Raw genomic sequence first — 23988 nt, 5'->3', positions numbered from 1 at the left:
AATAAGAAAAGTTGTTTGATAGTGAGGTCTTGGTTTAAAGTTTAAAACAAGCTATAAGAAATGTAAAACGCAATAAAGAAAATAATGATCGCAATAATGTATTGAACTGGCTTAGGTAGGTTATTCAATTTATCCATGAATTCTTTCATTATTTGACCTCCTTATTGTTTGATTTTCTTATAATTAGTGTAGCATGAAATAAGTCGCAAAACAATAGGCAATAGGAGTGTTTTTGTCAAGATATAAAACCCTTTTCAAAATTATTTTGATCAGTTAATCTATTACTAAATAAAGATAAGATAGATTGTAAATTACTTTAGAAAATAACAGGCCAGAGTTTGACACTATTTTCACAAAGGAGTATACTGTTACCATAGTTTTGGAAGGAACTTATAATAGATTCATACAAAACTGACTGTCAACCTTTGCTGTTCTTCTATGAACGTTTGCTGGTATCGGGGATACCAAGGAGGAATCATATGTCTAAAGTAGCTATTGTCACAGGTGCAGGTCAAGGGATCGGTTTTGCGATTGCAAAACGATTGGTACAAGATGGCTTCAAGGTCGGAGTCTTAGACTACAATGCTGAGACAGCAGAAAAAGCAGTAGCTGAGTTATCAGCAGAGAATGCTTTTGCGGTCGTTGCTGATGTCTCCAAACAAGCTGAAGTGGCTGCAGCTTTCCAAAAAGTTGTGGATCATTTTGGAGATTTAAATGTTGTCGTTAACAACGCTGGTGTTGCTCCAACTACACCACTTGATACGATTACAGAAGAACAATTTGAACGCACTTTTGCCATCAACGTTGGTGGTGTCATCTGGGGTGCTCAAGCTGCACAAGCTCAATTCAAGGCGCTTGGCCATGGCGGAAAAATCATCAATGCAACTTCACAAGCAGGTGTTGTAGGTAACCCTAACTTGACTGTCTATGGTGGTACTAAGTTTGCAGTTCGTGGTATCACTCAAACTTTGGCACGTGACTTGGCTGATTCAGGTATTACTGTCAATGCGTATGCACCTGGTATCGTTAAGACTCCAATGATGTATGATATCGCTCATGAAGTTGGTAAGAACGCTGGTAAAGATGACGAATGGGGTATGCAAACTTTCGCTAAAGATATTACCCTTAAACGTTTGTCCGAACCCGAAGATGTCGCTGCAGCGGTTAGCTTCCTTGCTGGTCCTGATTCAAACTACATTACAGGACAAACCATCATCGTGGATGGTGGGATGCAATTCCATTAACATTCAAATAGGGGTTGGGATTTTTTCCACCTCTTTTCTTATGTGCACCTTATTCCTCTCGTTCGCTTTTTTTGAAAAATTAGGGTAGAATAGAAGTCGTATTTTAAAAAGAATAGATCAATAGTGATAGAGGTGAATTCTCTTCTATCCATCAAAACGAAAAGAGGTGACCATATGTGGAAATGGATCAAACGACTCATCGGACTGACCTTCCTCCTAGTTATTGTCTTAGCAGTTTTCTTGATACCAGCAAAGGTTTCGACTCAAGAGCAATTTAAAAATGTAACAGTGAATACTTCGCTGGTAGATCTGGCTCAAGAAGGCTTCTCTACAGCAGACGTGACTGCTTCTGGCCTGCAAACAGAGCTTCAACTGAATTCTCCTCAATTGCGCCAAGTTATTAAATCCATGGCAGGGGAAATGACAGATGAAACTCTCCTCAATACAGCAGTTGCTATGAATGGAGAGTATATCAATGTTCAGGTTCCGATTGAACTGGGACCGGTGGAAACCATGGTGAGCATGGACTTTTCAGCTAGTGTGACGGATCAACAATTGACCTTGAACCTAGAACGGGCCCGTCTTGGACATCTGCCGATTCCACGTAGCTTGGTTGCTTCAAAGATTGCTGAAAAAGTTAACCAAGAGGGCACAGGAGCTACTATGATAGGGAATCAAATCCAATTGACCATGCCGACAAGTGGCTACCGAATCTATTCTGCGAAGGTCGAAAAAGGGAACATGGTATTACAGATTATTGTTCCAATTTCCTATTAAGCATCAACCATTGGTTTCTGATGAGGCTGATGGTTTTTCTAATTGACAAAGAAATGAAAAAAGAGTAAGGTAGAACAAGAAAACGATTTCAAATACAGGGAGATTTAGGATGCCGTTATATGAATTTTGTGCAGAGAACATAACACTGTTAGAGAAGGCTTTTCAAGCAGGAGCGCGTCGTGTAGAATTATGTGATAACTTAGCGGTTGGAGGTACGACTCCAAGCTATGGTGTGATCAAAGAGGCTGTGAAGCTTGCTAAAGATTATCAGGCAAAGGTCATCGTTATGATTCGTCCACGAGGTGGAGATTTTGTATACTCTGAGCAAGAGCTAGACATAATGTTAGAAGACTGGAAAATTGCCCGTGACCTGGGTGTTGATGGTTTAGCTGTTGGGGCTTTGACTGCTGACAATCAGCTGGATAAAGATGCCATGCTTCGTTTCATCGAAGCCAGTCAAGGATTTGAATTGACCATGCATATGGCATTTGACCAGATTCCTTTAGAAGATCAAGCTGCGAGTATCGAGTGGATGAAGAAAGTAGGCGTGACGAGACTATTAACAAGAGCCGGCAGTCCAGAAACAGACTTAGAACAACGGTTGCAACGCTACGAAGAGTATGCCCAGCTTGCAGATCGCCAGTTAGAAATCTTGGCAGGTGGAGGAGTCTCTTTGGAGAATCGTCAGCTTTTCCTTGATGTTCCAGGGGTGGATCAGGTCCATGGAACTCGTGTTGTCTTTTAAAGATATATGAGTTGAGGAAGAAATCTCAGCTCTTTTTTCTTGATTTTTGGTATACTGGAGGAAAGGAGTAGTACGTGTTTTTACCAGATTATTTTGAGAAATACAGTATAGACAATGAAAAAGCTCTAGCTTATGGGTTTTCAAAGCAGGGAGAGAAGTTTCACTATGATCAACAGATCCTGGATGGAGACTTCAAACTTTATGTGACTGTCCAAAGTAAGCAAGTGCATTTTTGGCTAGTGGATCAGGAGACAGGCGACGACTATGTGCAGCTTCATATGGACCAGATGGTTGGTCAATATGTTGGCCAAGTCAGAGAAGCTTGCCAGCAGGCCTTAGAGGATATCAGAAGCTCCTGTTTTGCTGTCAAAGATTTTTTGTATCCTCAGACCAAGCGCTTGGTGGATTGGATCAGCCGGCAATATGACCGTCCTATCGAATACCTCTGGGACCGTTCTCCGGACTCGGGCGTCTTCCGTCATCAAAAGGATCTCAAATGGTTTGGCGTCTTGATGAAGATAGACTGGTCCAAGCTAGATGCGAGGCAGGAAGGGAAGATTGAGGTCTTAAATCTTAAACAGGATCATGTCAGCCAACTCTTAGAAGAACCCCATTTCTATCCGGCTTATCATATGAACAAGAAGTACTGGATCAGCATTCCCTTGGATGGTCGAGTGGAGGATGATCTTCTCTTTGAGCTTGTGGCTAAGAGCTGGGCCCTGACTAAGAAGTAAGGGTTTAACCCAATTGATTTGTGAAAGTGAATAAAACATAAAAAAAGAATGTTGAGGGTCAACATTCTTTTTTTTATTAGAGAATTTCCTGTCCTTATTGCTCTTTGGTCAATGAGAAGTGGAAATCTCTGTAATTGCTATAGTCAAATTCTGTATTGATATCTGTTGTGAAGGCTATCGGAGTATAATGACCTTCCTCAAGGATAAATCCTGGTTTGAAGCGGAAATTTGCTACTCCTAAACCAGTAATACCAGGAAGAAGAGCATCTGCGCCATTAAGACCTTCTGACTCCCAGTAATAGACATTACCAGATGCTTGAATAGCTCTTGCAGTATAGGTGGCTGTGCGGGTTGGTTCACTATCATTTTTAAAGCTAACGACAGTTGTAATATCTCCATTAGCTTCAATAGTCATTTTGATGCTATCCGCCTGAGGGCTAGATCCTACCCAAGTGCCGACAAGTGCTGCAGGAACAACTGCTTGATCAGTTGAAGATGTATCTTCTGCCTTGTTCGGTTCAGTTGAAGCTGACGGGTTACTTGCCTGACTTGAAGGAGTAGTATTTTCTTTTGCTTGAGAAGAAGAAACTGTAGCTTTTTTATTTAAGCTAGCTTTTGGTTTTTTCTCAACTTTTGAGCTAGAAGCTTTTTCGGATGAGGAAGTTGTTTTATCTTTTGAGCCACACCCTCCCAAAGCAAGTCCAAGTGATGCAGCCACAAGAGAGGCTGCAGTCCAACGAATCAAAGATCGTTTCATAATATCACCTCTTTATCTTTCTGACTTAGATTATACTCCTATTGTTACAGATGTCAAGTGATTTTTGTAATAAATGTAATATTTTCGTAACATAGTTTTGTATATAAAATTACTCAAGAAATAGAAGGGTGGGATTGAATCATAGATAAGCGATAATTTGGGGTAAAACCTCTTCCAGTTTGTCCTGATTGATACGGGCAAAGGCATAGGGACAGCTTTGAATATAGGCAGATTCGAAGAAGTGGAGAGGGAGACCGCTATGTTTCAGTCGAGCGACCGAAGGGACCTGTCTTAAATCTAGTAAGACTCCTCCAATGACCGGCCATACAGGGACGGATAGGGAATGTTGCTGGAGTAGGGAAGAAGCTTGCTCTTTTTGGATGGCTTGCTGTTGGTGAAGGAGTCCTTTATTTTTGGCAAACATGCCATTGTCAATATAGAGACTCAAGGCCTTCTGCATGACCAAGTTACTCTCGTAGTCAAGTGTTCCCTTTAATTTTAAGACAGGGGCTAGGAGGGCTTGGGGCAAGACCATAGAAGTGATCCGAAGGGCAGAGAAGAGGCTGGTAGAAAAAGACTTGATGTAGATGACCCGGTCGGATGCATCCAGGTAATGAAAGCTAGGAGAAAAATGTGGATCATAATCCCCCAAGTAATCGTCTTCGACAATATAGACATCATAAAGCTTTGCTAAGGCTAATATCTGTTCCTTCTCTTGCTTGCTATAACTATGTCCCAGCGGGTAATGGTGGCGCGGAATGGTATAGAAAAATTTGATCTTGCCGGTTTTAAAGATCGTTTCCAATTGATCAAAGTCAATTCCTTTGGGCGTACGACTAATACTTTGGTAAGGCAAGTCCTGGTCTTTGATGAGCTTATTGATACGATAGTAGGTTGGCTGCTCTACTAAGATTTCTTCTTTTTGGTTCGGAAAGGCTACCTGGCTTAGGAGGTAGAGAGCTTGCTGGGTCCCTGAGGTAATAATGATTTGTTGCTCTTGGGTGTATATCGCATCTTCTCGAAGAAGGGAAGCAATAGACTGACGGAGGTCAACGAGGCCCTCCTGTTTTTCATAGTAGTTGAAGAGGTAATTATCACGGCCGACAAGGGTTTCGTTGATACAAGTCCGAAAGTCTTCAAAGGCCTGAAAGCGATCTTCCTTGAGACGGAGAGGCAGGTCGGTATGCTTCACTGTCTCTTCCTCCAAGACATAGTAGCCACTTTGGGGTTTAGCATAGATGTAGTTTTTATAGCTGAGCTCAAGCAAGGCACGCTGAACAGTATCCTTGCTACAAGCATACTGACTGGCCAGTTGGCGAACAGAAGGCAGGCGGTCTCCGGTTTTTAGGATTCCTTGGTCAATCTGGTTTTTCAATATTGTAAAAATCTTTTGATATTTGGTTGTCATAACTGTCCCCGTACAATTTTTCTTTATTGTAGTCAATTGGGGTTAAAATTGCAAGTAAAGAATAATAAAAGAGACTCCCATTTTGAGAGTCCCTGATTGATGATAAAGTTTCACTATCTATTTAAATCAAGCTACTAGTCATTCATTTTAACTTTTTCAGCATCACTTGAATTGTATTAAATAAAAATGTAGGTCAATATTCTTAGACTCCCATTTTTTGTACTACCAGTCTCTTACATGACATACACAATCGCGATATATTGGAGAGCAGAAGCAGCTAGGATGAAGAGATGCCAAATCATATGAAAGTAAGGCTTCTTTTTGGCGTAAAATCCAGCTCCAACTGTGTAACATAGGCCACCCATCAGCATCAAGCCCCAGAAGGTTGGACTTGTTTGGCTAATGATCTGCGGGATGATGAAAATCACCAACCAACCCATAATCAAATAGAGGGCCAGACTGAATTTTTCATTTACCTTCTTAGCAAAAATCTTGTAGAGTATCCCAAAAATAGTCGTCCCCCATTGAATCAGTATAATGGCATATCCGAACCAGTTGTTCATGAGAGAAAGGACGACGGGTGTGTAGCTTCCTGCAATAGCAATATAAATCATGGAGTGATCGATGATTCGAAGGACATACTTCTGAGGTGAGTCATAGGCCATAGCATGGTAGATGGTCGATGAGAGAAACATGAGAAAGAGACTGATGACAAAAATAGAAGTCCCGACAGCTGATAGAGTCCCATGTGTTTCATAACTATAAATAGCAGAAGTTGGTAAGAGAAAGAGCATCAAAACGGCACCGACTGCATGGGTGACACTATTTGCGACTTCCTCTCCAAAGGATAATCGTTTACTTAATTTACTAGCATAATTCACTTTTATTTTTCCTCCTCAGAATGAACATGGATATAGGATAGGGTTTCTTGGTAGAGTAGCACGGTACGACAGGCAGATTGGATAATAGGCGCCAAAGGTTCTTTTTCCTCATGTAGGAAGTCTACAAAACTATTATAGAGGTCTGCGGAATCAGCTTGACTATGCAAGAGATTCAAGGTAGCCGAGATCTCTTGTATCGAAAAAACTGTCTTTAAGGTCGTAATAGCAATGAGACGGGCAACCTGCTGTCGCTTGTATTTCTTCTTATCTGGTTTTGGCAGATAGCCGTGTTTAACGTAATTATTGACCATGGAGGCTGTCAAGCCCTTGTCTGTTTCTGAGATAAAAGGCGCGCAAACCTTATTGACATAGAGGAGGACTTGGTCCAAATAAAGGTCAATATCAGGAATTTCTTCCCACTTGGGATAACTGTAGTTGAATAAAATAGTTGTCACCTCTTTGATATCTAGTTTTAGTAACTAGATGATAACATGTTGATGATTTTATGTCAAGGGAAAATGAAATATGGTACAATAATTCTATGAAACTATTAATTCCAACTGCAAAAGAAATGAATCTGGATACCCTAGAAAAAACGGGGAATCCTGTATCAAATGAGACACAAGAGGTCATCGATGCCTTAGCTTCATTATCTCTAGAAGAGTTAGCCTCACTTTATAAGATTTCTGAAGAGCGAGCAAGTGAAGAAGAGAAGCGGATCCAAGCGCTCAAGTCTGGTACAGCTAAGACATACTCTGCTTTGAGGCTCTTTGACGGCCTCATGTATCGGAATATTCGCCGAACAGACTGGACAAAGGAAGAAGAAGCTTACGTGAATGAGCACCTCTTGATCACCTCAGCTCTTTATGGGGTGATTCCAGCCCTTGCCCCGATTGCTCCTCATCGTTTGGACTTTCTAATGAAGCTCAAGGTCCAGGGGAAATCCTTAAAGACTTTTTGGAAGGCTAGCTATGATCAAGCCCTTCAGGACGAAGACCTGATTATTTCTTTACTTTCCAGTGAGTTTAAAACAGTCTTTTCTAAGGAGATTCAAGATCGGATGGTGACCTTTAAATTCCTAGAAGAGAAAAATGGTCAGTTAAAGGTTCACTCGACTATTTCAAAGAAAGCGCGTGGTGCTTTTGTGACAGCTTTATTAGAGAAGCAGATTACAAAGGTAGAAGAGATGAAGAACTTAAGCTTCGCTTGTTTTGGCTATAGAGCTGATTTGTCAACAGATAATCAATTAGTCTATGTGAAAGCTTTGCCAAATTAGCTCCATAAAGAAGTAAAGAACTAGTAGACAGGTTTGTTACTACTAGTTTTTTCAATGATGAAATAAAAAAGCCATGTCAAAAAAGTCGTTCGCTGAATCTACATAAGATCAGGTCGACTTAATCAACATAGCTAGGGAGACTTTTACACTTAATTCACACCTTTAAATTTTTTTAAGAGAGTTTGGAGTTGAACTTGCTCTTCCTCAGTAAAGACTTTCATGAGTTTTTGAACATTGGAGACATGATCAGGAAGGGCTTCGATAATTTTCTTACGCCCCTTTTCAGTCAAGGAAACGATACTAGCACGACGATCATCGGGATCCGTTTCTCGCTTGATCCATCCATCACGAACCATATTACGAATCACTACTGTCATGTTCCCTGACGTAGCAAGGATGCTATCAATTAGGTCTTGAATCCGCAATTCTCCTTTACTATAGAGGGTTTCTAAGACTGAAAATTGAGTCGGTGTTAATTGATGGTCTTTAAAGACATGGGATTCTGTTGCTCGAAGGGTTCTTTCAGCCTTGTGAAAGACGATCATTGTTTTTAAATCTGTGTGGGCTTCTTCAAATAATTTCTCTAATTTCTTCATACATCTATTTTATCAATAAATAGTATTAGACGGCATTAAGGCTTATTGTCAAATTTATTACAGGTCAGTAACAAATAAAAATATTCTCAACAGAAAAGATATCTCTGTTAACTTTATGTTCAAACTATTTAAAAATTAAAGGATCGAGCTTGTGATGAGAACTAGAGAAAAGCTAGTAAAATCCTTGCTCCCTCGCTTCAACATGGTGTATAATAAGTGTATTGTTACTAGTTAATTCCTTGTCATTTAAATGTCATTGTGGGGAAGCAAAGGAAGCCCCCAGTAGAAAGTAGGTTGCTATGAAAATTTCTGATCGAGTTTTAAAAATGGAGGAAAGTGTCACCTTGGCTAGTGATGCTAAGGCGAAAAAACTAAAGGCAGAGGGGAAAGATGTCCTCTTCCTAACCTTGGGGCAGCCTGATTTTCACACTCCAGAGAACATTCAAGATGCTGCAGTAGAAGCCATTCGTGATGGACGGGCCTCCTTTTATACGGTTGCTTCCGGCCTGCCTGCATTAAAGGCTGCCGTCAATACGTATTTCGAACGCTACTATGGCTACTCCGTTTCACCAAACCAAGTTACCTTTGCGACAGGAGCTAAGTTCTCGCTTTATACCTTCTTTATGGCTGTGGTCAATCCTGGCGATGAAGTGCTCATTCCAACACCTTATTGGGTTAGTTACGGGGACCAAGTTCTTATGGCAGAAGGTGTTCCCGTTTATGTGAAGGGAACTCAAGCCAATAACTTTAAAGTCACAGTGGAGCAATTAGAAGAGGCTCGAACAGAAAAGACTAAGGTCTTGGTTTTGAACTCCCCTTCTAATCCGACGGGGATGATTTATAGCAAGGAAGAACTCTTAGCCATTGGAAATTGGGCTGTTGAGCATGACATTATTATCTTAGCAGATGATATCTATGGTCGTCTGGTCTATAACGGGAATGAGTTCGTTCCAATCTCTAGCTTATCCGAAGCCATTCGCAAACAAACGATTGTGATCAATGGGGTTTCCAAAGCTTATGCTATGACAGGTTGGCGAGTTGGTTATGCTGTTGGGGATCCAGAGATTATTGCAGCCATGAGTAAATTGACCGGTCAGACGACTTCGAACCTGACAGCTGTGTCACAGTATGCAACAATTGAAGCTCTAACTGGGGCACAAGACTCAGTAGAGGTAATGCGTCAAGCCTTTGAGGAGCGCTTGAATACTATTTATCCTCTCTTGTGTGAAGTCCCTGGTTTTGATGTTCTCAAGCCACAAGGAGCCTTCTATCTTTTCCCAAACGTCACAAAAGCCATGGAAATGAAAGGCTATACGGATGTGACAGAGTTTGCAACTGTCATTCTAGAAGAAGTGGGGGTTGCCCTTATTACAGGTGCTGGATTTGGAGCTCCAGAAAATCTCCGTCTTAGCTATGCAACTGACTTGGAGACCCTGAAGGAAGCTGTTCGCCGCTTGCATCAATTTATGGAAAATTAAAAATTAAGAGGCTGGGACAAAAGTCCTAGCCTCTCAATTGTCTTTGGATTTTCGAGCAAGACGCAGTGGTTGAGTGGGCTCTACTACGCTGATTTCATCAGCTTTTACAGCCCTACTCAACTGTGCGGAGGTGGGACGACGAAATCGAATTCTAATGAATTACCAATTTCTGTCCCACTCTCTTTTCTTTAGAATTATAAGTAATCGACAGAAAGAATAGTGTTTCCTTTTTTTACAGGTACACGGGTCTTAGCCCCATTGTTCCCTTTGGGGAGGCGAAGTTTTTTGCTTTCTGGACTAGAAGGTTTTGATTGAGTCTTCTTGCTAACAGGTACACGTGTTTTCACTCCGTTATTTCCTTTTGGAAGACGGAGTTTTTGAACAGGTTTTTCTGGAACTGAAGGAGTTACCGGTTTCTCAACAACTGGACTGATGACTTCTTTATAGAAATAGGTCACAGTAACCAAGTTAGAAACATGAAGTTTGTGGGAGGTCAATTCTTCTTTGTCAGCTGATTGGAAGGTATACGTTTTTCCATTGGCTTGGATTTGAGCGGGTGCTGTTGGTAGACCAGCTTCATTAGCCAAATCGAGGCTGCGCTCGACGCTGTTTTCTTGGGAAGGCGCAATTTCTTGTCCCTTTTCGTCTACAAAACGAACACGTTTTACAACTTCCGGATTCAAATCGATATCATCATAGAGATGGATGACTTCAATGACGGGTGCGGTGGCAGTGCCTTTTTCAGGAGCGCTATTGTATGCAAAGCCATCTTTAGCACCTAGATCGAAGTATCTTATGCGGTACCATGTTTTTCCATTTTCGTCTGTAACCGTTGCTGGTCCATTTCCAGAGGCGTCATATTCGGTAAAAGCACGGGCTTCAACTGTTTTGTAGACGACATCTGTTGAACTAGCAACTGGAGAAAAGCCTGGTTTCAGAGTCCGACGACGATGGATCACACGAACTTCAGAGATTCGTGGATCTACTGGCGTAACTAAATTTGTTGTCGATTCTTCAACAGGCGAAGCTACTAATTCTGAACTTTCATTCGAAACAGGAATGAGAGAAGTTCCATCCTGAAGTTCTGCACTAGGAAGCGTATGTTTATCTGCTAGAGTGGTAGTTGCGAGACTGAGGGTCAATACAGCTGCACACAATCCCGTGGTGAGTTGAATTTTCTTTTTCATATATTCCTCCTTATAGAAACTGATAGTATAACTTGCAAGCTTTTTACTTGTCAAAAATGACTGCTATTGAGACTTAAAATGACTGAATTTTCCTTTGAAAAATCAAAATATAGGATAAAATATTTAAATCGGTTCAAGAATTTGAAAAAGATGATTGCCTTTTTTTAAAAAAGTCAGTTTTCGTTAAAAAAAGGTGGATTTTAGTTTGTGAGAGATAGCTATCGGCTCTTATTTGTGGTAAAATGAAAGGTGATCATGTCTTTGGACAAGTTTAACGAGAAAAGGAAGATGTATTATGACAAAACGGATTACCATCATTGAAGTTAAAGACTATGTCGGTCAAGAAGTGACTATCGGTGCTTGGGTTGCTAACAAATCAGGAAAAGGGAAAATTGCTTTCTTGCAATTGCGTGACGGGACTGCCTTCTTCCAAGGTGTAGCTTTCAAACCAAACTTTATCGAAAAATTCGGTGAAGAAGTAGGTCTTGAAAAATTTGATACCATCAAACGCTTGAGCCAAGAAACGTCTGTCTTTGTGACTGGGATTGTCAAAGAAGATGAGCGCTCAAAATTTGGTTATGAGTTGGATATTACAGACATTGAAGTCATCGGTGAATCTCAAGATTACCCAATCACTCCAAAAGAACACGGTACAGATTTCTTGATGGACAACCGTCATTTGTGGTTGCGTTCACGCAAACAAGTAGCAGTGATGCAAATTCGTAACGCAATCATTTATGCAACTTATGAGTTCTTTGACAAGAATGGCTTCTTGAAATTTGATAGCCCAATCCTTTCAGGAAATGCTGCAGAAGACTCTACAGAACTTTTTGAAACAGACTACTTTGGAACACCAGCTTACTTGAGCCAATCAGGACAGCTTTATCTTGAAGCAGGTGCTATGGCCCTTGGTCGCGTCTTTGACTTTGGTCCAGTATTCCGTGCGGAGAAATCAAAAACTCGCCGTCACTTGACTGAGTTCTGGATGATGGATGCGGAGTACTCATACTTGACACACGACGAGTCACTTGACTTGCAAGAAGCTTATGTTAAAGCGTTGCTTCAAGGTGTTCTAGATCGTGCTCCTCAAGCCTTGGAAACCTTGGAGCGTGATACAGAGCTCTTGAAACGCTACATTGCTGAGCCATTTAAACGCATTACTTACGATGAAGCGATTGACCTCTTGCAAGAGCATGAAAACGACGAAGATGCTGACTACGAACATTTGGAACATGGAGATGACTTTGGTTCACCACACGAAACGTGGATTTCAAACCACTTTGGTGTACCAACCTTTGTGATTAACTATCCATCAGACATCAAGGCCTTCTACATGAAACCAGTTCCTGGGAACCCAGATCGCGTGCTTTGTGCAGACTTGCTTGCGCCAGAAGGTTATGGAGAAATCATCGGTGGTTCCATGCGTGAGGAAGACTATGATGCCCTTGTCGCTAAGATGGAATCACTTGGTATGGATCGTACAGAATATGAATTCTATCTTGACCTTCGTAAATACGGTACAGTCCCACACGGTGGATTTGGTATCGGTATCGAGCGTATGGTAACCTTCGCAGCTGGAACTAAACACATCCGTGAAGCTATTCCATTCCCACGTATGTTGCACCGTATCAAACCTTAATAGCCATAAAAACGCCGTCTGGCGTTTTTATACTCTTCGAAAATCAAATTCAAACTACGTCAGCTTCACCTTGCCGTACTCAAGTACAGCCTGCGGCTAGCTTCCTAGTTTGCTCTTTGATTTTCATTGAGTATTACTTTAAATGAATGAGGTGGAGAAAATGTAGGCAACTCTAAGTAAGTCTTTTAGAAACAGTCATACTACATATGGAAAGAGAGAAAACAATGTTTAAAAGAACTTACAAAGGTAATATTCCACTCCTAGCAGGACTGGAATTCACATCTTATTTTGGAATTACCAGTTTTTGGATTTTATTTTTCATTCAGAATGGTCTTTCCCTGCTTCAAATCGGTTTACTAGAAAGTATCTTTCATGGGACCAGTCTCTTGTGTGAAATCCCATCTGGTATGTTGGCTGATCGATTTAGTTACAAGACCAATCTCTATTTGGCTCGCTTGGCCAGTATTGTGTCCTCTATCTTGATTTTGTTTGGTCAGGGGAGTTTTTGGATCTATGCGATTGCGATGATGATTAATGCTTGGTCCTACAATTTTGACTCGGGGACCAGCACCGCTTTCTTATATGATTCGGCGGTTGAAGCGGGTCAAAAGGACCGATATCTTCAGATTTCTAGCTTTTTGTCTGGTGTAGCAGAAGTCACCCGAACCCTAGGTACAGTTGTGGCAGGCTTCTTTATTCACGGAGCATTGGCTTGGACCTATCTGATTGCTATTGGACTATCCTTGCTATCCATTCTCCTTATTTTTCTGATGAAAGAGCCAGAGAGCAAGAGTGGTGAAAGAAATCACTTGACCATAAAGCGTATATTGGAGGTAGTGAAACAAGAGTGGCAGGAGAAACCAGTCTTGTTTTACTGGATGTTCACCTATCAGCTGGTAGGAACCATCATGTGTATGTTTTATTTTTACTACCAACAGAAAATCAGTGACCTAGTCAGTTGGCAAGTTTCGCTCATCATGTTGATTGGTAGTGGATTCAATCTTCTAGCGGTTTATCTAGCTAGTCAAATTGGGAAGAAATGGAATAGCAATCAAGTCTTTCCAATTCTGGTTGCACTGACAGGTTTGTCCTTGCTTTTGGTAGTCTTGAGGACTCCCTTCGCATATTTGAGTGTCTATCTCTTGACCAATGCCCTTTATGCAGTGTATCAACCCATTTACTACAATGATTTACAAGCTTATTTGCCTTCTAGTGTACGAGCAACCATGCTGAGTATCAATTCGATGATGTTTAGTTTGTCTATGATTGTGATCTTCCCACTGACTGGTTGGTTGATTGATACTTGTGGATTTGTAGCTGTTTTTCTTGTGCTAGGCCTGATAACACTTTTTTCTTACCCTCTCTTACTGATTGGATTAGGGAAAATGGGCAAGATCTTAAACAAGGGGGCAAAGACGGAATAATATTCCTGACGTACATTGGGTCGTTTTTCAACTCTCTCTGCTTTGCAGGGAGAGTTTTTCTCTCTTTCTAAATTGTGGTAAAATAAGTACATCCATTAGAAAGAGAAACTAGTAGTATGAAAGACTTATTGAAATACTTCAGGAATTATAAAAAAGAAACCATACTGGGACCGTTTTTCAAGTTGTTAGAAGCAAGCTTTGAATTACTGGTTCCACTTTTAATTGCCCAGCTTGTCGATCAGCTGATTCCCCGTCAGGATCAAGGTGGAATGCTTGGGGTGGTTGGTCTCTTATTTGTTTTTGCTACTTTTGGCGTTCTTGTAGCGATTACGGCCCAATATTATTCATCAAAGGCAGCTGTTGGGTATACGAAGGAGTTGACCAATGATTTGTATGCGAAAATTCTTAGTTTGTCTAAGGAGCAGAGGGATCGCCTAACCAGCTCAAGTCTAGTGACGCGCTTAACCAGTGATACCTATCAGATTCAAACGGGGATTAATCTATTTTTACGTCTATTCCTCAGAGCGCCCATTGTCGTGTTTGGATCTATCTTTATGGCCTTTACCATTAGTCCGCAACTGACAATGTGGTTTATTGGTATGGTTTCTTTCTTGACCTTAATCATTGTCGTCATGTCTCGTCTGGTCAATCCTCTTTATGCACGCATCAGGAAGATAACGGACCGAATGGTTACCATCACGCGTCAGCAGTTACAAGGAATGAGGGTTATCCGCGCTTTTGGGCAAGCAGCTCATGAAGAAGCAGAGTTTAATGAGATCAACCAAGACTATACCAAATGGCAATTACTAGTATCCAAATGGTCTAGTTTGATTAGTCCTCTAACCTTCTTAGTCGTGAATGGAACTTTGATTTGTATTCTTTGGCAGGGACAAGCCTCCATTCAAATGGGGAGGCTCAGTCAAGGAATGTTGGTAGCCTTGGTCAATTATCTGCTTCAAATTTTAACGGAATTACTAAAGTTAGCCATGTTGGTGACCTCGCTCAACCAAAGCTATATTGCTGCTGGTCGGATTGTCCAAGTATTTGATGAGAAGAGTGAAGATTTGGATCAAGAGTTAGATGAGCTATCTGCTTCAAATCCTCAACTGGCTCTCCAGATCAAAGATCTTGTTTTTACCTATCCCTTAGCGGCAAAACCGTCTTTAGAAGGCATTCACTTATCTTTGAACAAGGGACAAACCTTAGGAATCATTGGAGGGACAGGATCAGGGAAATCTACCCTGGTTCAATTGTTAGGATATCTTTATGGCCCAAGTCAAGGAAATCTAACCATTTTTAAAGATGGACAGAGTCCCAAGACTCTTAGTCAGTGGCGTGACTGGGTAGCAGTGGTTCCACAAAAAGCAGAGCTCTTTAAAGGAAGTATTCGTTCGAACCTAACGCTGGGATTAAACGAGGAACCGAATGAAGAGCAGTTGTGGTGGGCCTTGGAAGTTGCGCAAGCAGCTGATTTCGTCCGTGAGAAAGAAGGGGGGCTAGACGCTCTGGTAGAAGCTTTTGGACGAAATTTTTCTGGGGGGCAACGGCAACGTCTCACCATTGCTCGAGCTGTCCTTCGCAAAGCTCCATTTTTGGTGTTGGATGATTCCACTTCAGCCTTGGACTATTTGACAGAAGCACGGCTTTTAAAGGCTCTAAAAGAGGAATTGACGGAGACAAGTCTCATCCTCATCTCGCAACGGACCAATAGTCTGCGAAGCGCTGAGCAAATTCTCGTCTTAGATAAAGGCAAACAGGTCGGCTTAGGAAGGCATGAAGACTTGGTGGCAACCAATCCTTTATACCAAGAGATTCATTTCTCCCAACAGAAAAGAGAGGAGGGGACAGAATGAAACAGAAGACATATTTACGGCGCTTGCTTGCTGATATAGGCAAACAGCCCATCTGGCTCATCTTAGCCAGTCTGGGAACCATCTTACAAGTCTTGTTAACCGTCTATATCCCCATCCTAATCGGGCAGGCAGTAGACTTAGTGGTGCTCCCTGATGCAGCACATCTCTTGCTCCCACTTATCTTACAAATGGGTCTAGTAATTCTTTTTGCAAGTCTGATTCAATGGTTGAATCCCTTGGTTTACAATCAGATGATCTATCGCTATAGTAAAGACTTAAGGGAGAAGGTCATCCAGAAAGTCCATGTCCTTCCTTTATCTTACCTGGATCGTCAAGGTACTGGGGATTTGGTCAGTCGCTTGACAACTGATGTTGAACAATTAAACAATGGTTTATTCATGGTCTTCAGTCAGTTCTTTGTTGGTCTTCTTACAATCTTAGTGACCATCGCTAGTATGGCCCGATTGGATTGGATGATGATGGGGATGGTTTTGATCCTGACTCCTTTATCACTCTTTATCGCTCGTTTTATTGCCAAGCGTTCCTACCATCTTTTTCGGATGCAGACCCAAGCTCGTGGGGCTCAGACGCAGATGATTGAAGAATCTCTCAGTCAAGAAAGCTTACTCCAAGCTTTTAATGCACAGGGTCAGTTTAAAGACAAGTTTATTGAGATCAATGGCAACTATGCTGGTTATTCTCAAGAGGCGATTTTTTATTCCTCTACTGTTAATCCAGCGACGCGTTTTGTCAATGCCCTGATTTATGCGTTGGTGACGGGATTTGGTGCTTTCCGCATCCTATCTGGAACGGGCTTTACTGTTGGCCAGTTGGTGACCTTCCTCAACTATGTCAATCAGTATACCAAACCCTTCAATGACATCTCCTCTGTCCTTGCTGAGTTGCAAAGTGCCTTGGCCTGTGCCGAACGGCTCTATAGTGTCTTGGATCAAGAGGAAGTGAAAGAAAGTGGCAAGAAAGATTTGCAAGAAGAGGCTGTAGAAGGAGCTGTCCAATTTGATCGTGTCAGTTTTGGGTATCGACCTGATCAGCCCCTCATAAAGGATCTCTCCATTTCTATCCCACCCGCTAGTAAGGTAGCCATTGTTGGACCAACAGGTGCTGGAAAATCCACACTGATTAACCTTCTCATGCGGTTTTATGAGGTCGATCAGGGGCGCTTGCTCTTGGATCAAGAAGCTGTAACTAGCTATACTTTAGCTAGTTACCGTAATCAGTTTGGGATGGTCCTTCAAGAGACTTGGCTCAAGGTGGGGACCGTTCATGAGAATATCGCATTTGGTCGACCAGATGCTAGTAAGGAAGAAGTGGTCCAAGCAGCTAAGGCCGCCAATGCTGATTTCTTTATTCAACAGCTTCCAGATGGCTATGATACCTATCTAGCCGATGCGGGAGACTCCCTCTCTCAAGGACAAAGACAGCTTTTGACCATTGCTCGGGTCTTTCTTGAAGTGCCTAAGATTCTGATACTAGATGAGGCAACATCTTCCATTGATACGCGGACGGAGTTGCTCATCCAGGATGCCTTTAATAAGCTGATGGTGGGTCGGACCAGCTTTGTGATCGCCCATCGCCTTTCTACGATTGAAAATGCGGATCTCATCCTGGTCATGGTGGATGGAGATATTGTTGAACATGGGAATCATACGGAGTTGATGACACTTAAAGGTGTCTACTATAATATGCAATCAACTCAGCAACAGATTAGTTAATAAAAAAGCAATTTCTATTTGAAATTTCATTATATTATATAGTTAGAAAAATAATTTAATCAGAGGTCTTCGTTTTGTATTCTACAGAATGAAGTCCTTTTCGATTTATCCGAAGCCGTTTACTATAAAGAAACACCCTAAAAGGTAGATTCCATGATCAATCTTTTAGGGTGTAGTTTTATCTGTAAAACTTTTTTATTTAGAATCAGCGTCTGCAATTTTTTTAAACTTGACCTTGAAATACGCTGTTAAATCATTATTTTCATCGCGATCTTCTAATGTTAATGTTAGAAGATCACCTTCAAGAGTATAGTGATATGTTTTCTCACTAGTTACATTACCAATAGAAATTTTTACCAACTCTATAATGTTTGGAGTTTCGGGGAATGTGATCGTTTGATTATCTGTATCGATTTTTCCGTTTTTCAGAAGACCATGAACGGTTAAATTAGCAGTATCATATTCTAAAGTATTATTCGTAGTAGATTGAAATTGTTTTGTTAGTTTGTAAAAACGGGCTTCAAGATATTTTTCTTTTGTTATATCTGTATCTGGATCTGTTTTCTTAAAGTAATCATAAAACGTACTTAAAGGTTTTTTCATTGAAGCAGTATATTCGAATTCAACAGCATCACCAGAAATATTTAATGTTGGTGCTAGATCTTTCCATCCATCAGAATAACTGAAACGCATAGGTTGTTCTTCGTCGAATTGTTGGTAACCCATGCTTCGTTCGATCGTACTTCTGAAGTCAATTGCTTCCCATTTCCCATCTAAAGTGACGTTTTTTTCAGTAGTGGATTGAGTTGATGGTGTGTTGCTGTTTCCACATCCAGCGATAAAGAAGAGAGAGCAGCATACAATCAATAATGGTTTTAAATATTTTTTAAACATAGTAGCTTCTCCTATCTATTTCTTTTCTTGGTTTTGAACTGGCTTGAAGCGCAATTCAAAACGAACTGGAAGGCCATCTTCGTTTCTAGCATCATCATATAAATAAAGAATGCCATCTTTAATTTCGTAGTTAAAGGTTACAGGAGTTTGACGCTCATCTACAGAATATTGGAATGAGTTAAAAATCGTAAATCCCTCAGGGAAGGTGACTTTCTTTTCTTGTTCATCAATGGTTCCTTTTGCAGCATAACTGTAAATACCCGTTTTTTCATCCATACTTACGGTATATTTTTTGAAGGTTGAAGCAAACTCAGTTTGAGCACCGAATAACATTTTAACGAATTCATCTTCAGTGTATTTATCTTTGTCTTTTGCGATAGAGTAGAAAGCTTTTGCGAAAGGCTCTACATCTTCCTTATAGCTAATGGTTGCATAGTCTCCATCGACTTTCAGTTTCATCTTGAAGTCTTTAAACGCTTCGATGAATCGTCCAAAAGTCAACGGCTGAACTCCTTTAAAGAAAAATGCTTTTTGAAGCGATTCGAGTTCATCAACTGATTCCCATTCACCAGTAAGCGTTGATGGATTATTTTCTTTTTGCGTCTGTTGCACGTTATTGGCATTTTTATCTAAAGCTTGGTTCCGTACACATCCAGCAATTATAAAAAGAGCAAGAAGAGAGAGCAGACCAAGAAAGAGTTTCTTAGATTGTCTAATCATCATTAAACCTCCTTAAGGGGAATGTTGTTCTATATCTATATTTTATTATTTTCATTCGATGTTTGTCAAATTAGGTTAGATTTTTCACGTAACTTTAAAAAAAGTCGAAATAGTGTTTGATCATTCAAAGATTTCCAGTTAGAAAACTCTATCTCACAATCAAAAGTTATCGACTTAAAGAGATGGCTGGGGACCTAAACAACCATTGATTGATGGAAGGATCAATATCATTTGCTTTCCGTCTATTGGTTTTCAGTGTGATGATGGCTTTTTCTATCTAGCTTCATTTTAGAAATTGGGAAATCGAAAAGACTGGAGGCCTATCCAGTCTTGCTTGTTTATTCATGATAATCCTTTAATAGATAGAGGAGAGAGAAGGATAGGAATGCCATAGCCAATCCTAAGATGGTAAAGATAAAGGCATTGTTTTGTGAAATGAGACCAATGAAGGTGAGTGCAAATGGAGTAATGGCTGCCCCAGTACTACAACCCAAAACAGCTACTGAGGTTACTTGATTTAAACGTTGAGGTGGAATATTAGCTGATAAGATTTGGAAAACCATGGTAAGAGCAGTGCTATAGGTATAGCCAGAGATAAGAGCAGAAAAGGCCAGAACTGAAATATTCGGAGAGAGGGCAACTGCTAGTAATGAAAGACCATAGGCAATTCCAGCGTAAGTTATTAACTTTGTTTTGAATAGGTGGACAAATCCAGAGAAGGTAATACCTGCTAGAATCCCAATTAATTGCATGGCACTAAGAATTAAGCTGGATGAGTTGTGCTGGTCCTTAAAGGTGTAGGCAACAATACTTGGAATACGAAGTGTAACTGCAACATTACAAAGAACAATCATTGCAGCTAGGATTGCTAAAATAATGGTTAAACGCCACTCTTCTTTTTTTAGAGGTTCTTTTTGACTGGTTTGAACATGGTGTTCTTCTTCAAGATGATGATAAGGAACAAAAATCATGAAGAGGAAAAGGACAAGAAAACCAGCAGCGTAAGCTAGAAAACTAGTAGTCCATCCAAATTGGAGGAGAAAACCCACCAATAAGGTGATCAGGGCTGTCCCAACAACCTCAGCAGATCCCCTAAAGCCAAGAGTTTGCACTCGTTCACGACCATGGTAGCGTTCGCTGATAATGGAGATAGCTTTGGCATTGATCAATCCAACTCCCATCCCAAAGATTAAACGAGAGATGAAAAGGATGGGATAGGCTTGGTTAAAGAAAGGAACCATCCCAGAAACGGAGAGAATCGAGAGTCCGCTAATAATCATCTTCCTCTCATCCAAGAAACGTTCAATAAAGGGATTGAGGAAAAGAGTGGCCATAATCCCTGCTGATGGAAGAGATACTAAGAGTTCGATTTGACTTTTTGGAAGTTCCTTATAGTATTCAAACATTGAGGGAAGGGCACTAGAAATCGAAAACGACGTCGTTAGGACAAGAGATAAAGAAAGGATACTAACCTTTTCTAATAATTTTTTCATAATAATCCTTAAATGAAATATTTGATCAAAAGATACTCTACTATGGTATAGTTTTTTGCGTCATTTAGCAAGTTATTTGGATGAAAAATAGTTCCACATTTTATAGAATTTTACTTGATAAATTGTAAAATATAGTGCAACAAAAAAACTGGAGGTTTAACTCCAGTTTTTATTTCTATTAAACGTTTAACACTTTATCCAAGAATTCTTTCAATCGTGGGTGCTGTGGGTTGTCGAAGATTTGGTCTGGTTTGCCGTCTTCGAGGAATTCCCCATCTGCTGTAAAGATAACACGATTGGCCACTTGGCGAGCGAATCCCATCTCGTGGGTGACGATGATCATGGTCATCCCTTGCTTAGCCAAGTCTTTCATAACGTTGAGTACATCTCCGACCATCTCAGGGTCAAGGGCCGAAGTCGGTTCGTCAAAGAGCATGACATCTGGTTTCATTGCCAAACCACGCGCAATGGCCACCCGCTGTTTCTGACCACCTGATAAACTATCAGGACTGACGTCAGCCTTGTCTGCAAGTCCAACCTTTTCCAAGAGTTCCATTGCTAGTTCTCTAGCTTCTTCTCGACTCATGCGTTTGTGCTCCAAAGGAGCAAACATGATGTTTTCGATGACACTCATATGAGGGAAGAGGTTGAAGTGCTGGAAGACCATCCCAACATTTTCACGAACGATATCAATGTTGGTTTTTGGATCAGTAAGATCATAGCCGTTCACGGTAATCTGTCCCTTGGTTACTTCTTCGAGAAGATTGAGACTGCGTAGGAAGGTGGATTTACCAGAACCAGATGGACCGATAATACAAACCACATCTCCTTCGTAGAATTTTGTTGAGATGCCTTTTAGGACCTCATTTTCACCGTAATATTTATGGAGGTCATGGACATCAATTTTTAATTTAGCCATTAGTTAGCCCTCTTTTCTAATTGTTTTGCAAAGCGTGTCAATAAGGTAATGATGACGAGGTAGAAGACAGCAAGGATTGCATACATCTTGAAACTTTGATAATTTCGAGCGATGATAATCTTACCAGTCTGGAAGAGCTCGACCAAACCGATAGCTGACACGATCGTCGTATCTTTCAGTGCAATGACAAATTGGTTGACGAAGTTTGGAAGCATGAGTTTGGTTGCTTGAGGCAAGATAATCTTGCGCATGGTCTTGCTGTATGAGATCCCGAGACTTCGACTAGCTTCCATCTGTCCAGCTGGTACGGCTTGAATCCCACCACGAACAATCTCAGCAATATAAGCAGCAGCATTGAGGGAGAGAGCAATCGTACCTGCAAGGAAGTCATTGATTGGGGATTGCTGACCCGTCATGGACTCGATCAAATTAGGAATTCCCCAGAAGATAAAGGCAGCAAGAATCATCAGTGGGATACCACGGATGACATCGACGAAAATCTCAGCAGTCCAACGAAGCCATTTATAAGGACTGACACTGAACATCCCGAAGATGATCCCGATCACCATAGCAATCGCAAATGAAAGAAGTGCTAGTGCAATAGTGACACCAAGTCCACTTAACAATTGTTTGTAGTTGTTTTGGAGCAAGCCCCAGATAGTCGTTTCATCTACTGAAGTAGAGTCTGTGGTTTCATCACTATCACTTGAAAGGTACTTATCCAAGATCTTTTGGTATTCGCCACTTTCTTTTAAATTGGCCAAACCGTTGTTGAACATTTCAATCAATTCAGGATTCGAATCTTTATGGACAGCGAAGGCAACTTGCCCACTTGGTGTTCCTTCAATTGGTGTTTTGAATTTACGCCCTTGTTTAATGGCGTATTTGATCACAGGTTCGTCATCCATGATGGCAGCTACAGAACCTGAGTTCAAACTGTCATACATAGAAGCCCCATCTGAGAAGGTTTTGATTTTGTAGCCATACTTGCTCTTGTTTTCCTCGAGGAAAGTTTGAGAAGCAGTACCATTTTTGACACCAACTGTTTTTCCTTTTAGATCTTCATAGGAAGAAATGTTACTACTTTCTTGAACTGCTAGGATTGAATTCGTTGTGTAGTATGGATCTGAGAAGTCAAAAGTCGCCTTACGCGCATCAGTAACAGTCATCCCTGCAATCATTCCATCGGCATTACCATTCTGGACATCACTGACAGCAGCATCAAAACCTGGATTGCTAATTTCTAGGGTAAATCCTTGGTCTTTGGCAATGGCCTTAATCAATTCCATATCAATCCCAGTGTATTTACTTTGATCATTTTGGAAGACGAAGGGAGCAAAAGAGGAATCACTAGAAATTTTATACGTTTTCTTCTTAGGAGTCGCCTTTTGTCCTGCTTCAGTGCTCGTTTCTGGAACAACAGTAGTGCTAGCGGTAGTTGTTGCTGTAGATGATGATTGGCTGCTACCAGTCCATTTTTCAATAATTTGATCTAGCGTACCATCTTTCTTCATTTGGGCAAGAGCAGCATTGAACTGTTTGATGAGTTTTTCGTGGGAACCACCTTTTTTAACCCCAAAGGCAAAGCTTCCGACAGCTTCTCCTTCCATATTAATAGAAAGATCTTGTCCTTGCTTAATGGCGTATTCGATGACAGGTTGGTCATCCATAATGGCATCCACTGCACCGGTTGATAAACTGTTATTCATCAAATCACTGGTGTCGAAGGTCTTGATCGTATAACCGTACTTGTCCTTGTTCTTTTGAAGGAAACGTTGGGCTGCTGTTCCATTTTTGACTCCGACTGTTTTGCCTTTAAGTTGATCATAGGAAGTGATCTTGTTAGCTTTCTTGGTTGCGATCACGACCTTTGTGTCATAGTAGGTATCGGACATATCAAAGACTTGTTCACGTTCCTTGGTCTTGGTCATCCCTGCCATAATGGCATCGGCTTGTCCGGATTGGACCATGTTGACGGCCGCATCAAAGCCAGGGAAAGACTTTTCTATGGTCCAACCGTTGATTTCAGCGACCTTATCCAAGATTTCAACGTCAATTCCTTTATAAACTTGGTCTGAGTCTTTGAATTCGAAGGGCGCATATGCCGTATCGAAAACGACTTTAACAGTTTCAGCCTGTGCTGGACTCGCAAAGGCGAATAGTGGAAATAAGAAAAGCAAACAAGCTAATAGTTTTTTCTTCATTTCGTTCTCCTTTATATCTAATCCAA

At 41.0% G+C, this 23988-nt stretch carries 21 protein-coding genes and 1 pseudogene; 10 read left to right on the top strand and 12 right to left on the bottom strand.

Annotated elements, in window-relative coordinates:
* Positions 1-479: 479 nt before the first annotated feature.
* The 4 genes from E5S68_RS03375 to E5S68_RS03360 all read left to right on the top strand — a co-directional run bounded on the left by E5S68_RS03375 (position 480) and on the right by E5S68_RS03360 (position 3500).
* Positions 480-1244, top strand: a complete 765-nt coding sequence (locus tag E5S68_RS03375) for a (S)-acetoin forming diacetyl reductase (protein WP_023023545.1) — start codon at positions 480-482, stop codon at positions 1242-1244.
* A gap of 174 nt (positions 1245-1418) precedes the next feature.
* Positions 1419-2021: a hypothetical protein gene (locus E5S68_RS03370; RefSeq protein ID WP_135782346.1), complete on the top strand. Its 603-nt coding sequence runs from the start codon at positions 1419-1421 to the stop codon at positions 2019-2021.
* Positions 2022-2130: 109 nt separating this feature from the next.
* A complete protein-coding gene (locus tag E5S68_RS03365; protein ID WP_023023434.1) occupies positions 2131-2766 on the top strand; it encodes a copper homeostasis protein CutC in 636 nt (211 codons plus the stop codon).
* Between the two features lie 74 nt (positions 2767-2840).
* Complete coding sequence (locus E5S68_RS03360) at positions 2841-3500, top strand: MmcQ/YjbR family DNA-binding protein (protein WP_023023432.1); 660 nt, start codon at positions 2841-2843, stop codon at positions 3498-3500.
* A gap of 94 nt (positions 3501-3594) precedes the next feature.
* Here the strand turns inward: E5S68_RS03360 and E5S68_RS03355 are convergent, their stop codons facing one another.
* From E5S68_RS03355 to E5S68_RS03340, 4 genes are all read right to left on the bottom strand, one after another.
* Positions 3595-4257 (bottom strand): hypothetical protein, encoded by a 663-nt coding sequence (locus E5S68_RS03355; protein WP_023023430.1) that lies wholly within the window; start codon positions 4255-4257, stop codon positions 3595-3597.
* Positions 4258-4396: 139 nt separating this feature from the next.
* A complete protein-coding gene (locus E5S68_RS03350; RefSeq protein WP_135782345.1) occupies positions 4397-5665 on the bottom strand; it encodes an aminotransferase-like domain-containing protein in 1269 nt (422 codons plus the stop codon).
* A 233-nt stretch (positions 5666-5898) separates the two neighbouring features.
* Positions 5899-6546 carry a PAQR family membrane homeostasis protein TrhA gene (gene trhA / locus E5S68_RS03345; RefSeq protein ID WP_006596247.1) on the bottom strand — a complete coding sequence of 216 codons (648 nt, stop codon included), beginning with the start codon at positions 6544-6546 and terminating at the stop codon, positions 5899-5901.
* Positions 6547-6548: 2 nt separating this feature from the next.
* Positions 6549-6992: a DUF1836 domain-containing protein gene (locus E5S68_RS03340; protein WP_200773503.1), complete on the bottom strand. Its 444-nt coding sequence runs from the start codon at positions 6990-6992 to the stop codon at positions 6549-6551.
* A 95-nt stretch (positions 6993-7087) separates the two neighbouring features.
* Here E5S68_RS03340 and yaaA point away from each other — a divergent pair, with 95 nt between their 5' ends.
* A complete protein-coding gene (gene yaaA / locus E5S68_RS03335) occupies positions 7088-7822 on the top strand; it encodes a peroxide stress protein YaaA (RefSeq protein ID WP_135782343.1) in 735 nt (244 codons plus the stop codon).
* Between the two features lie 149 nt (positions 7823-7971).
* On the opposite strand, the gene E5S68_RS03330 is transcribed toward yaaA, so the two are convergent.
* Complete coding sequence (locus E5S68_RS03330) at positions 7972-8418, bottom strand: MarR family winged helix-turn-helix transcriptional regulator (protein WP_135782342.1); 447 nt, start codon at positions 8416-8418, stop codon at positions 7972-7974.
* Between the two features lie 299 nt (positions 8419-8717).
* Between E5S68_RS03330 and E5S68_RS03325 the strand changes: the two genes are divergently transcribed.
* Entirely contained in the window at positions 8718-9896 is a 1179-nt protein-coding gene (locus E5S68_RS03325; RefSeq protein ID WP_135782341.1) for a pyridoxal phosphate-dependent aminotransferase, read from the top strand.
* Between the two features lie 194 nt (positions 9897-10090).
* Here E5S68_RS03325 and E5S68_RS03315 read toward each other — a convergent pair whose 3' ends face one another.
* Positions 10091-11083 carry a cell surface protein gene (locus tag E5S68_RS03315; RefSeq protein ID WP_135782340.1) on the bottom strand — a complete coding sequence of 331 codons (993 nt, stop codon included), beginning with the start codon at positions 11081-11083 and terminating at the stop codon, positions 10091-10093.
* Positions 11084-11378: 295 nt separating this feature from the next.
* On the opposite strand from E5S68_RS03315, the gene asnS reads away from it, so the two are divergent.
* The 4 genes from asnS to E5S68_RS03295 all read left to right on the top strand — a co-directional run bounded on the left by asnS (position 11379) and on the right by E5S68_RS03295 (position 17732).
* Positions 11379-12722 (top strand): asparagine--tRNA ligase, encoded by a 1344-nt coding sequence (asnS, locus tag E5S68_RS03310; protein ID WP_135782339.1) that lies wholly within the window; start codon positions 11379-11381, stop codon positions 12720-12722.
* A 224-nt stretch (positions 12723-12946) separates the two neighbouring features.
* Entirely contained in the window at positions 12947-14146 is a 1200-nt protein-coding gene (locus E5S68_RS03305) for an MFS transporter (protein WP_135782338.1), read from the top strand.
* Between the two features lie 116 nt (positions 14147-14262).
* Positions 14263-15999 (top strand): ABC transporter ATP-binding protein, encoded by a 1737-nt coding sequence (locus E5S68_RS03300; protein WP_135782337.1) that lies wholly within the window; start codon positions 14263-14265, stop codon positions 15997-15999.
* Positions 15996-17732 (top strand): ABC transporter ATP-binding protein, encoded by a 1737-nt coding sequence (locus tag E5S68_RS03295; protein WP_135782336.1) that lies wholly within the window; start codon positions 15996-15998, stop codon positions 17730-17732. Before E5S68_RS03300 ends, E5S68_RS03295 begins: the two co-directional genes overlap by 4 nt.
* Before the next feature lie 195 nt (positions 17733-17927).
* Here E5S68_RS03295 and E5S68_RS03290 read toward each other — a convergent pair whose 3' ends face one another.
* The 6 genes and pseudogenes from E5S68_RS03290 to E5S68_RS03265 form a co-directional block, all read right to left on the bottom strand.
* Positions 17928-18626, bottom strand: a complete 699-nt coding sequence (locus tag E5S68_RS03290; protein ID WP_135782335.1) for a hypothetical protein — start codon at positions 18624-18626, stop codon at positions 17928-17930.
* 15 nt (positions 18627-18641) lie between these two features.
* Positions 18642-19349 carry a hypothetical protein gene (locus E5S68_RS03285; protein ID WP_234697726.1) on the bottom strand — a complete coding sequence of 236 codons (708 nt, stop codon included), beginning with the start codon at positions 19347-19349 and terminating at the stop codon, positions 18642-18644.
* Positions 19350-19465: 116 nt separating this feature from the next.
* Positions 19466-19623 (bottom strand): annotated as a pseudogene (locus tag E5S68_RS10660) (IS30 family transposase); the annotation flags it as partial.
* 61 nt (positions 19624-19684) lie between these two features.
* A complete protein-coding gene (locus E5S68_RS03275) occupies positions 19685-20839 on the bottom strand; it encodes an MFS transporter (RefSeq protein WP_167470825.1) in 1155 nt (384 codons plus the stop codon).
* Positions 20840-21017: 178 nt separating this feature from the next.
* Positions 21018-21758, bottom strand: coding sequence for an amino acid ABC transporter ATP-binding protein (locus E5S68_RS03270; RefSeq protein WP_023026884.1), 741 nt, complete (start codon positions 21756-21758; stop codon positions 21018-21020).
* Positions 21758-23962, bottom strand: a complete 2205-nt coding sequence (locus E5S68_RS03265; protein WP_135782333.1) for an ABC transporter substrate-binding protein/permease — start codon at positions 23960-23962, stop codon at positions 21758-21760. Before E5S68_RS03265 ends, E5S68_RS03270 begins: the two co-directional genes overlap by 1 nt.
* Positions 23963-23988 lie beyond the last annotated feature (26 nt).

Origin of the sequence: Streptococcus rubneri (assembly GCF_004785935.1) — a bacterium.
GTDB classification, from domain to species: domain Bacteria; phylum Bacillota; class Bacilli; order Lactobacillales; family Streptococcaceae; genus Streptococcus; species Streptococcus rubneri.
The sequence above is the reverse complement of the archived record's forward strand: the minus strand, read 5'-3'. Positions and strand labels throughout refer to the sequence as shown.

Coding starts and splice junctions, on each gene's coding strand:
- E5S68_RS03375 (WP_023023545.1), top strand. CDS start 480: ATGTCTAAAGTAGCTATTGTCACAGGTGCAGGTCAAGGGATCGGTTTT.
- E5S68_RS03370 (WP_135782346.1), top strand. CDS start 1,419: ATGTGGAAATGGATCAAACGACTCATCGGACTGACCTTCCTCCTAGTT.
- E5S68_RS03365 (WP_023023434.1), top strand. CDS start 2,131: ATGCCGTTATATGAATTTTGTGCAGAGAACATAACACTGTTAGAGAAG.
- E5S68_RS03355 (WP_023023430.1), bottom strand. CDS start 4,257: ATGAAACGATCTTTGATTCGTTGGACTGCAGCCTCTCTTGTGGCTGCA.
- E5S68_RS03350 (WP_135782345.1), bottom strand. CDS start 5,665: ATGACAACCAAATATCAAAAGATTTTTACAATATTGAAAAACCAGATT.
- yaaA (WP_135782343.1), top strand. CDS start 7,088: ATGAAACTATTAATTCCAACTGCAAAAGAAATGAATCTGGATACCCTA.
- E5S68_RS03330 (WP_135782342.1), bottom strand. CDS start 8,418: ATGAAGAAATTAGAGAAATTATTTGAAGAAGCCCACACAGATTTAAAA.
- E5S68_RS03325 (WP_135782341.1), top strand. CDS start 8,718: ATGAAAATTTCTGATCGAGTTTTAAAAATGGAGGAAAGTGTCACCTTG.
- E5S68_RS03315 (WP_135782340.1), bottom strand. CDS start 11,083: ATGAAAAAGAAAATTCAACTCACCACGGGATTGTGTGCAGCTGTATTG.
- asnS (WP_135782339.1), top strand. CDS start 11,379: ATGACAAAACGGATTACCATCATTGAAGTTAAAGACTATGTCGGTCAA.
- E5S68_RS03305 (WP_135782338.1), top strand. CDS start 12,947: ATGTTTAAAAGAACTTACAAAGGTAATATTCCACTCCTAGCAGGACTG.
- E5S68_RS03300 (WP_135782337.1), top strand. CDS start 14,263: ATGAAAGACTTATTGAAATACTTCAGGAATTATAAAAAAGAAACCATA.
- E5S68_RS03295 (WP_135782336.1), top strand. CDS start 15,996: ATGAAACAGAAGACATATTTACGGCGCTTGCTTGCTGATATAGGCAAA.
- E5S68_RS03290 (WP_135782335.1), bottom strand. CDS start 18,626: ATGTTTAAAAAATATTTAAAACCATTATTGATTGTATGCTGCTCTCTC.
- E5S68_RS03285 (WP_234697726.1), bottom strand. CDS start 19,349: ATGATGATTAGACAATCTAAGAAACTCTTTCTTGGTCTGCTCTCTCTT.
- E5S68_RS03275 (WP_167470825.1), bottom strand. CDS start 20,839: ATGAAAAAATTATTAGAAAAGGTTAGTATCCTTTCTTTATCTCTTGTC.
- E5S68_RS03270 (WP_023026884.1), bottom strand. CDS start 21,758: ATGGCTAAATTAAAAATTGATGTCCATGACCTCCATAAATATTACGGT.
- E5S68_RS03265 (WP_135782333.1), bottom strand. CDS start 23,962: ATGAAGAAAAAACTATTAGCTTGTTTGCTTTTCTTATTTCCACTATTC.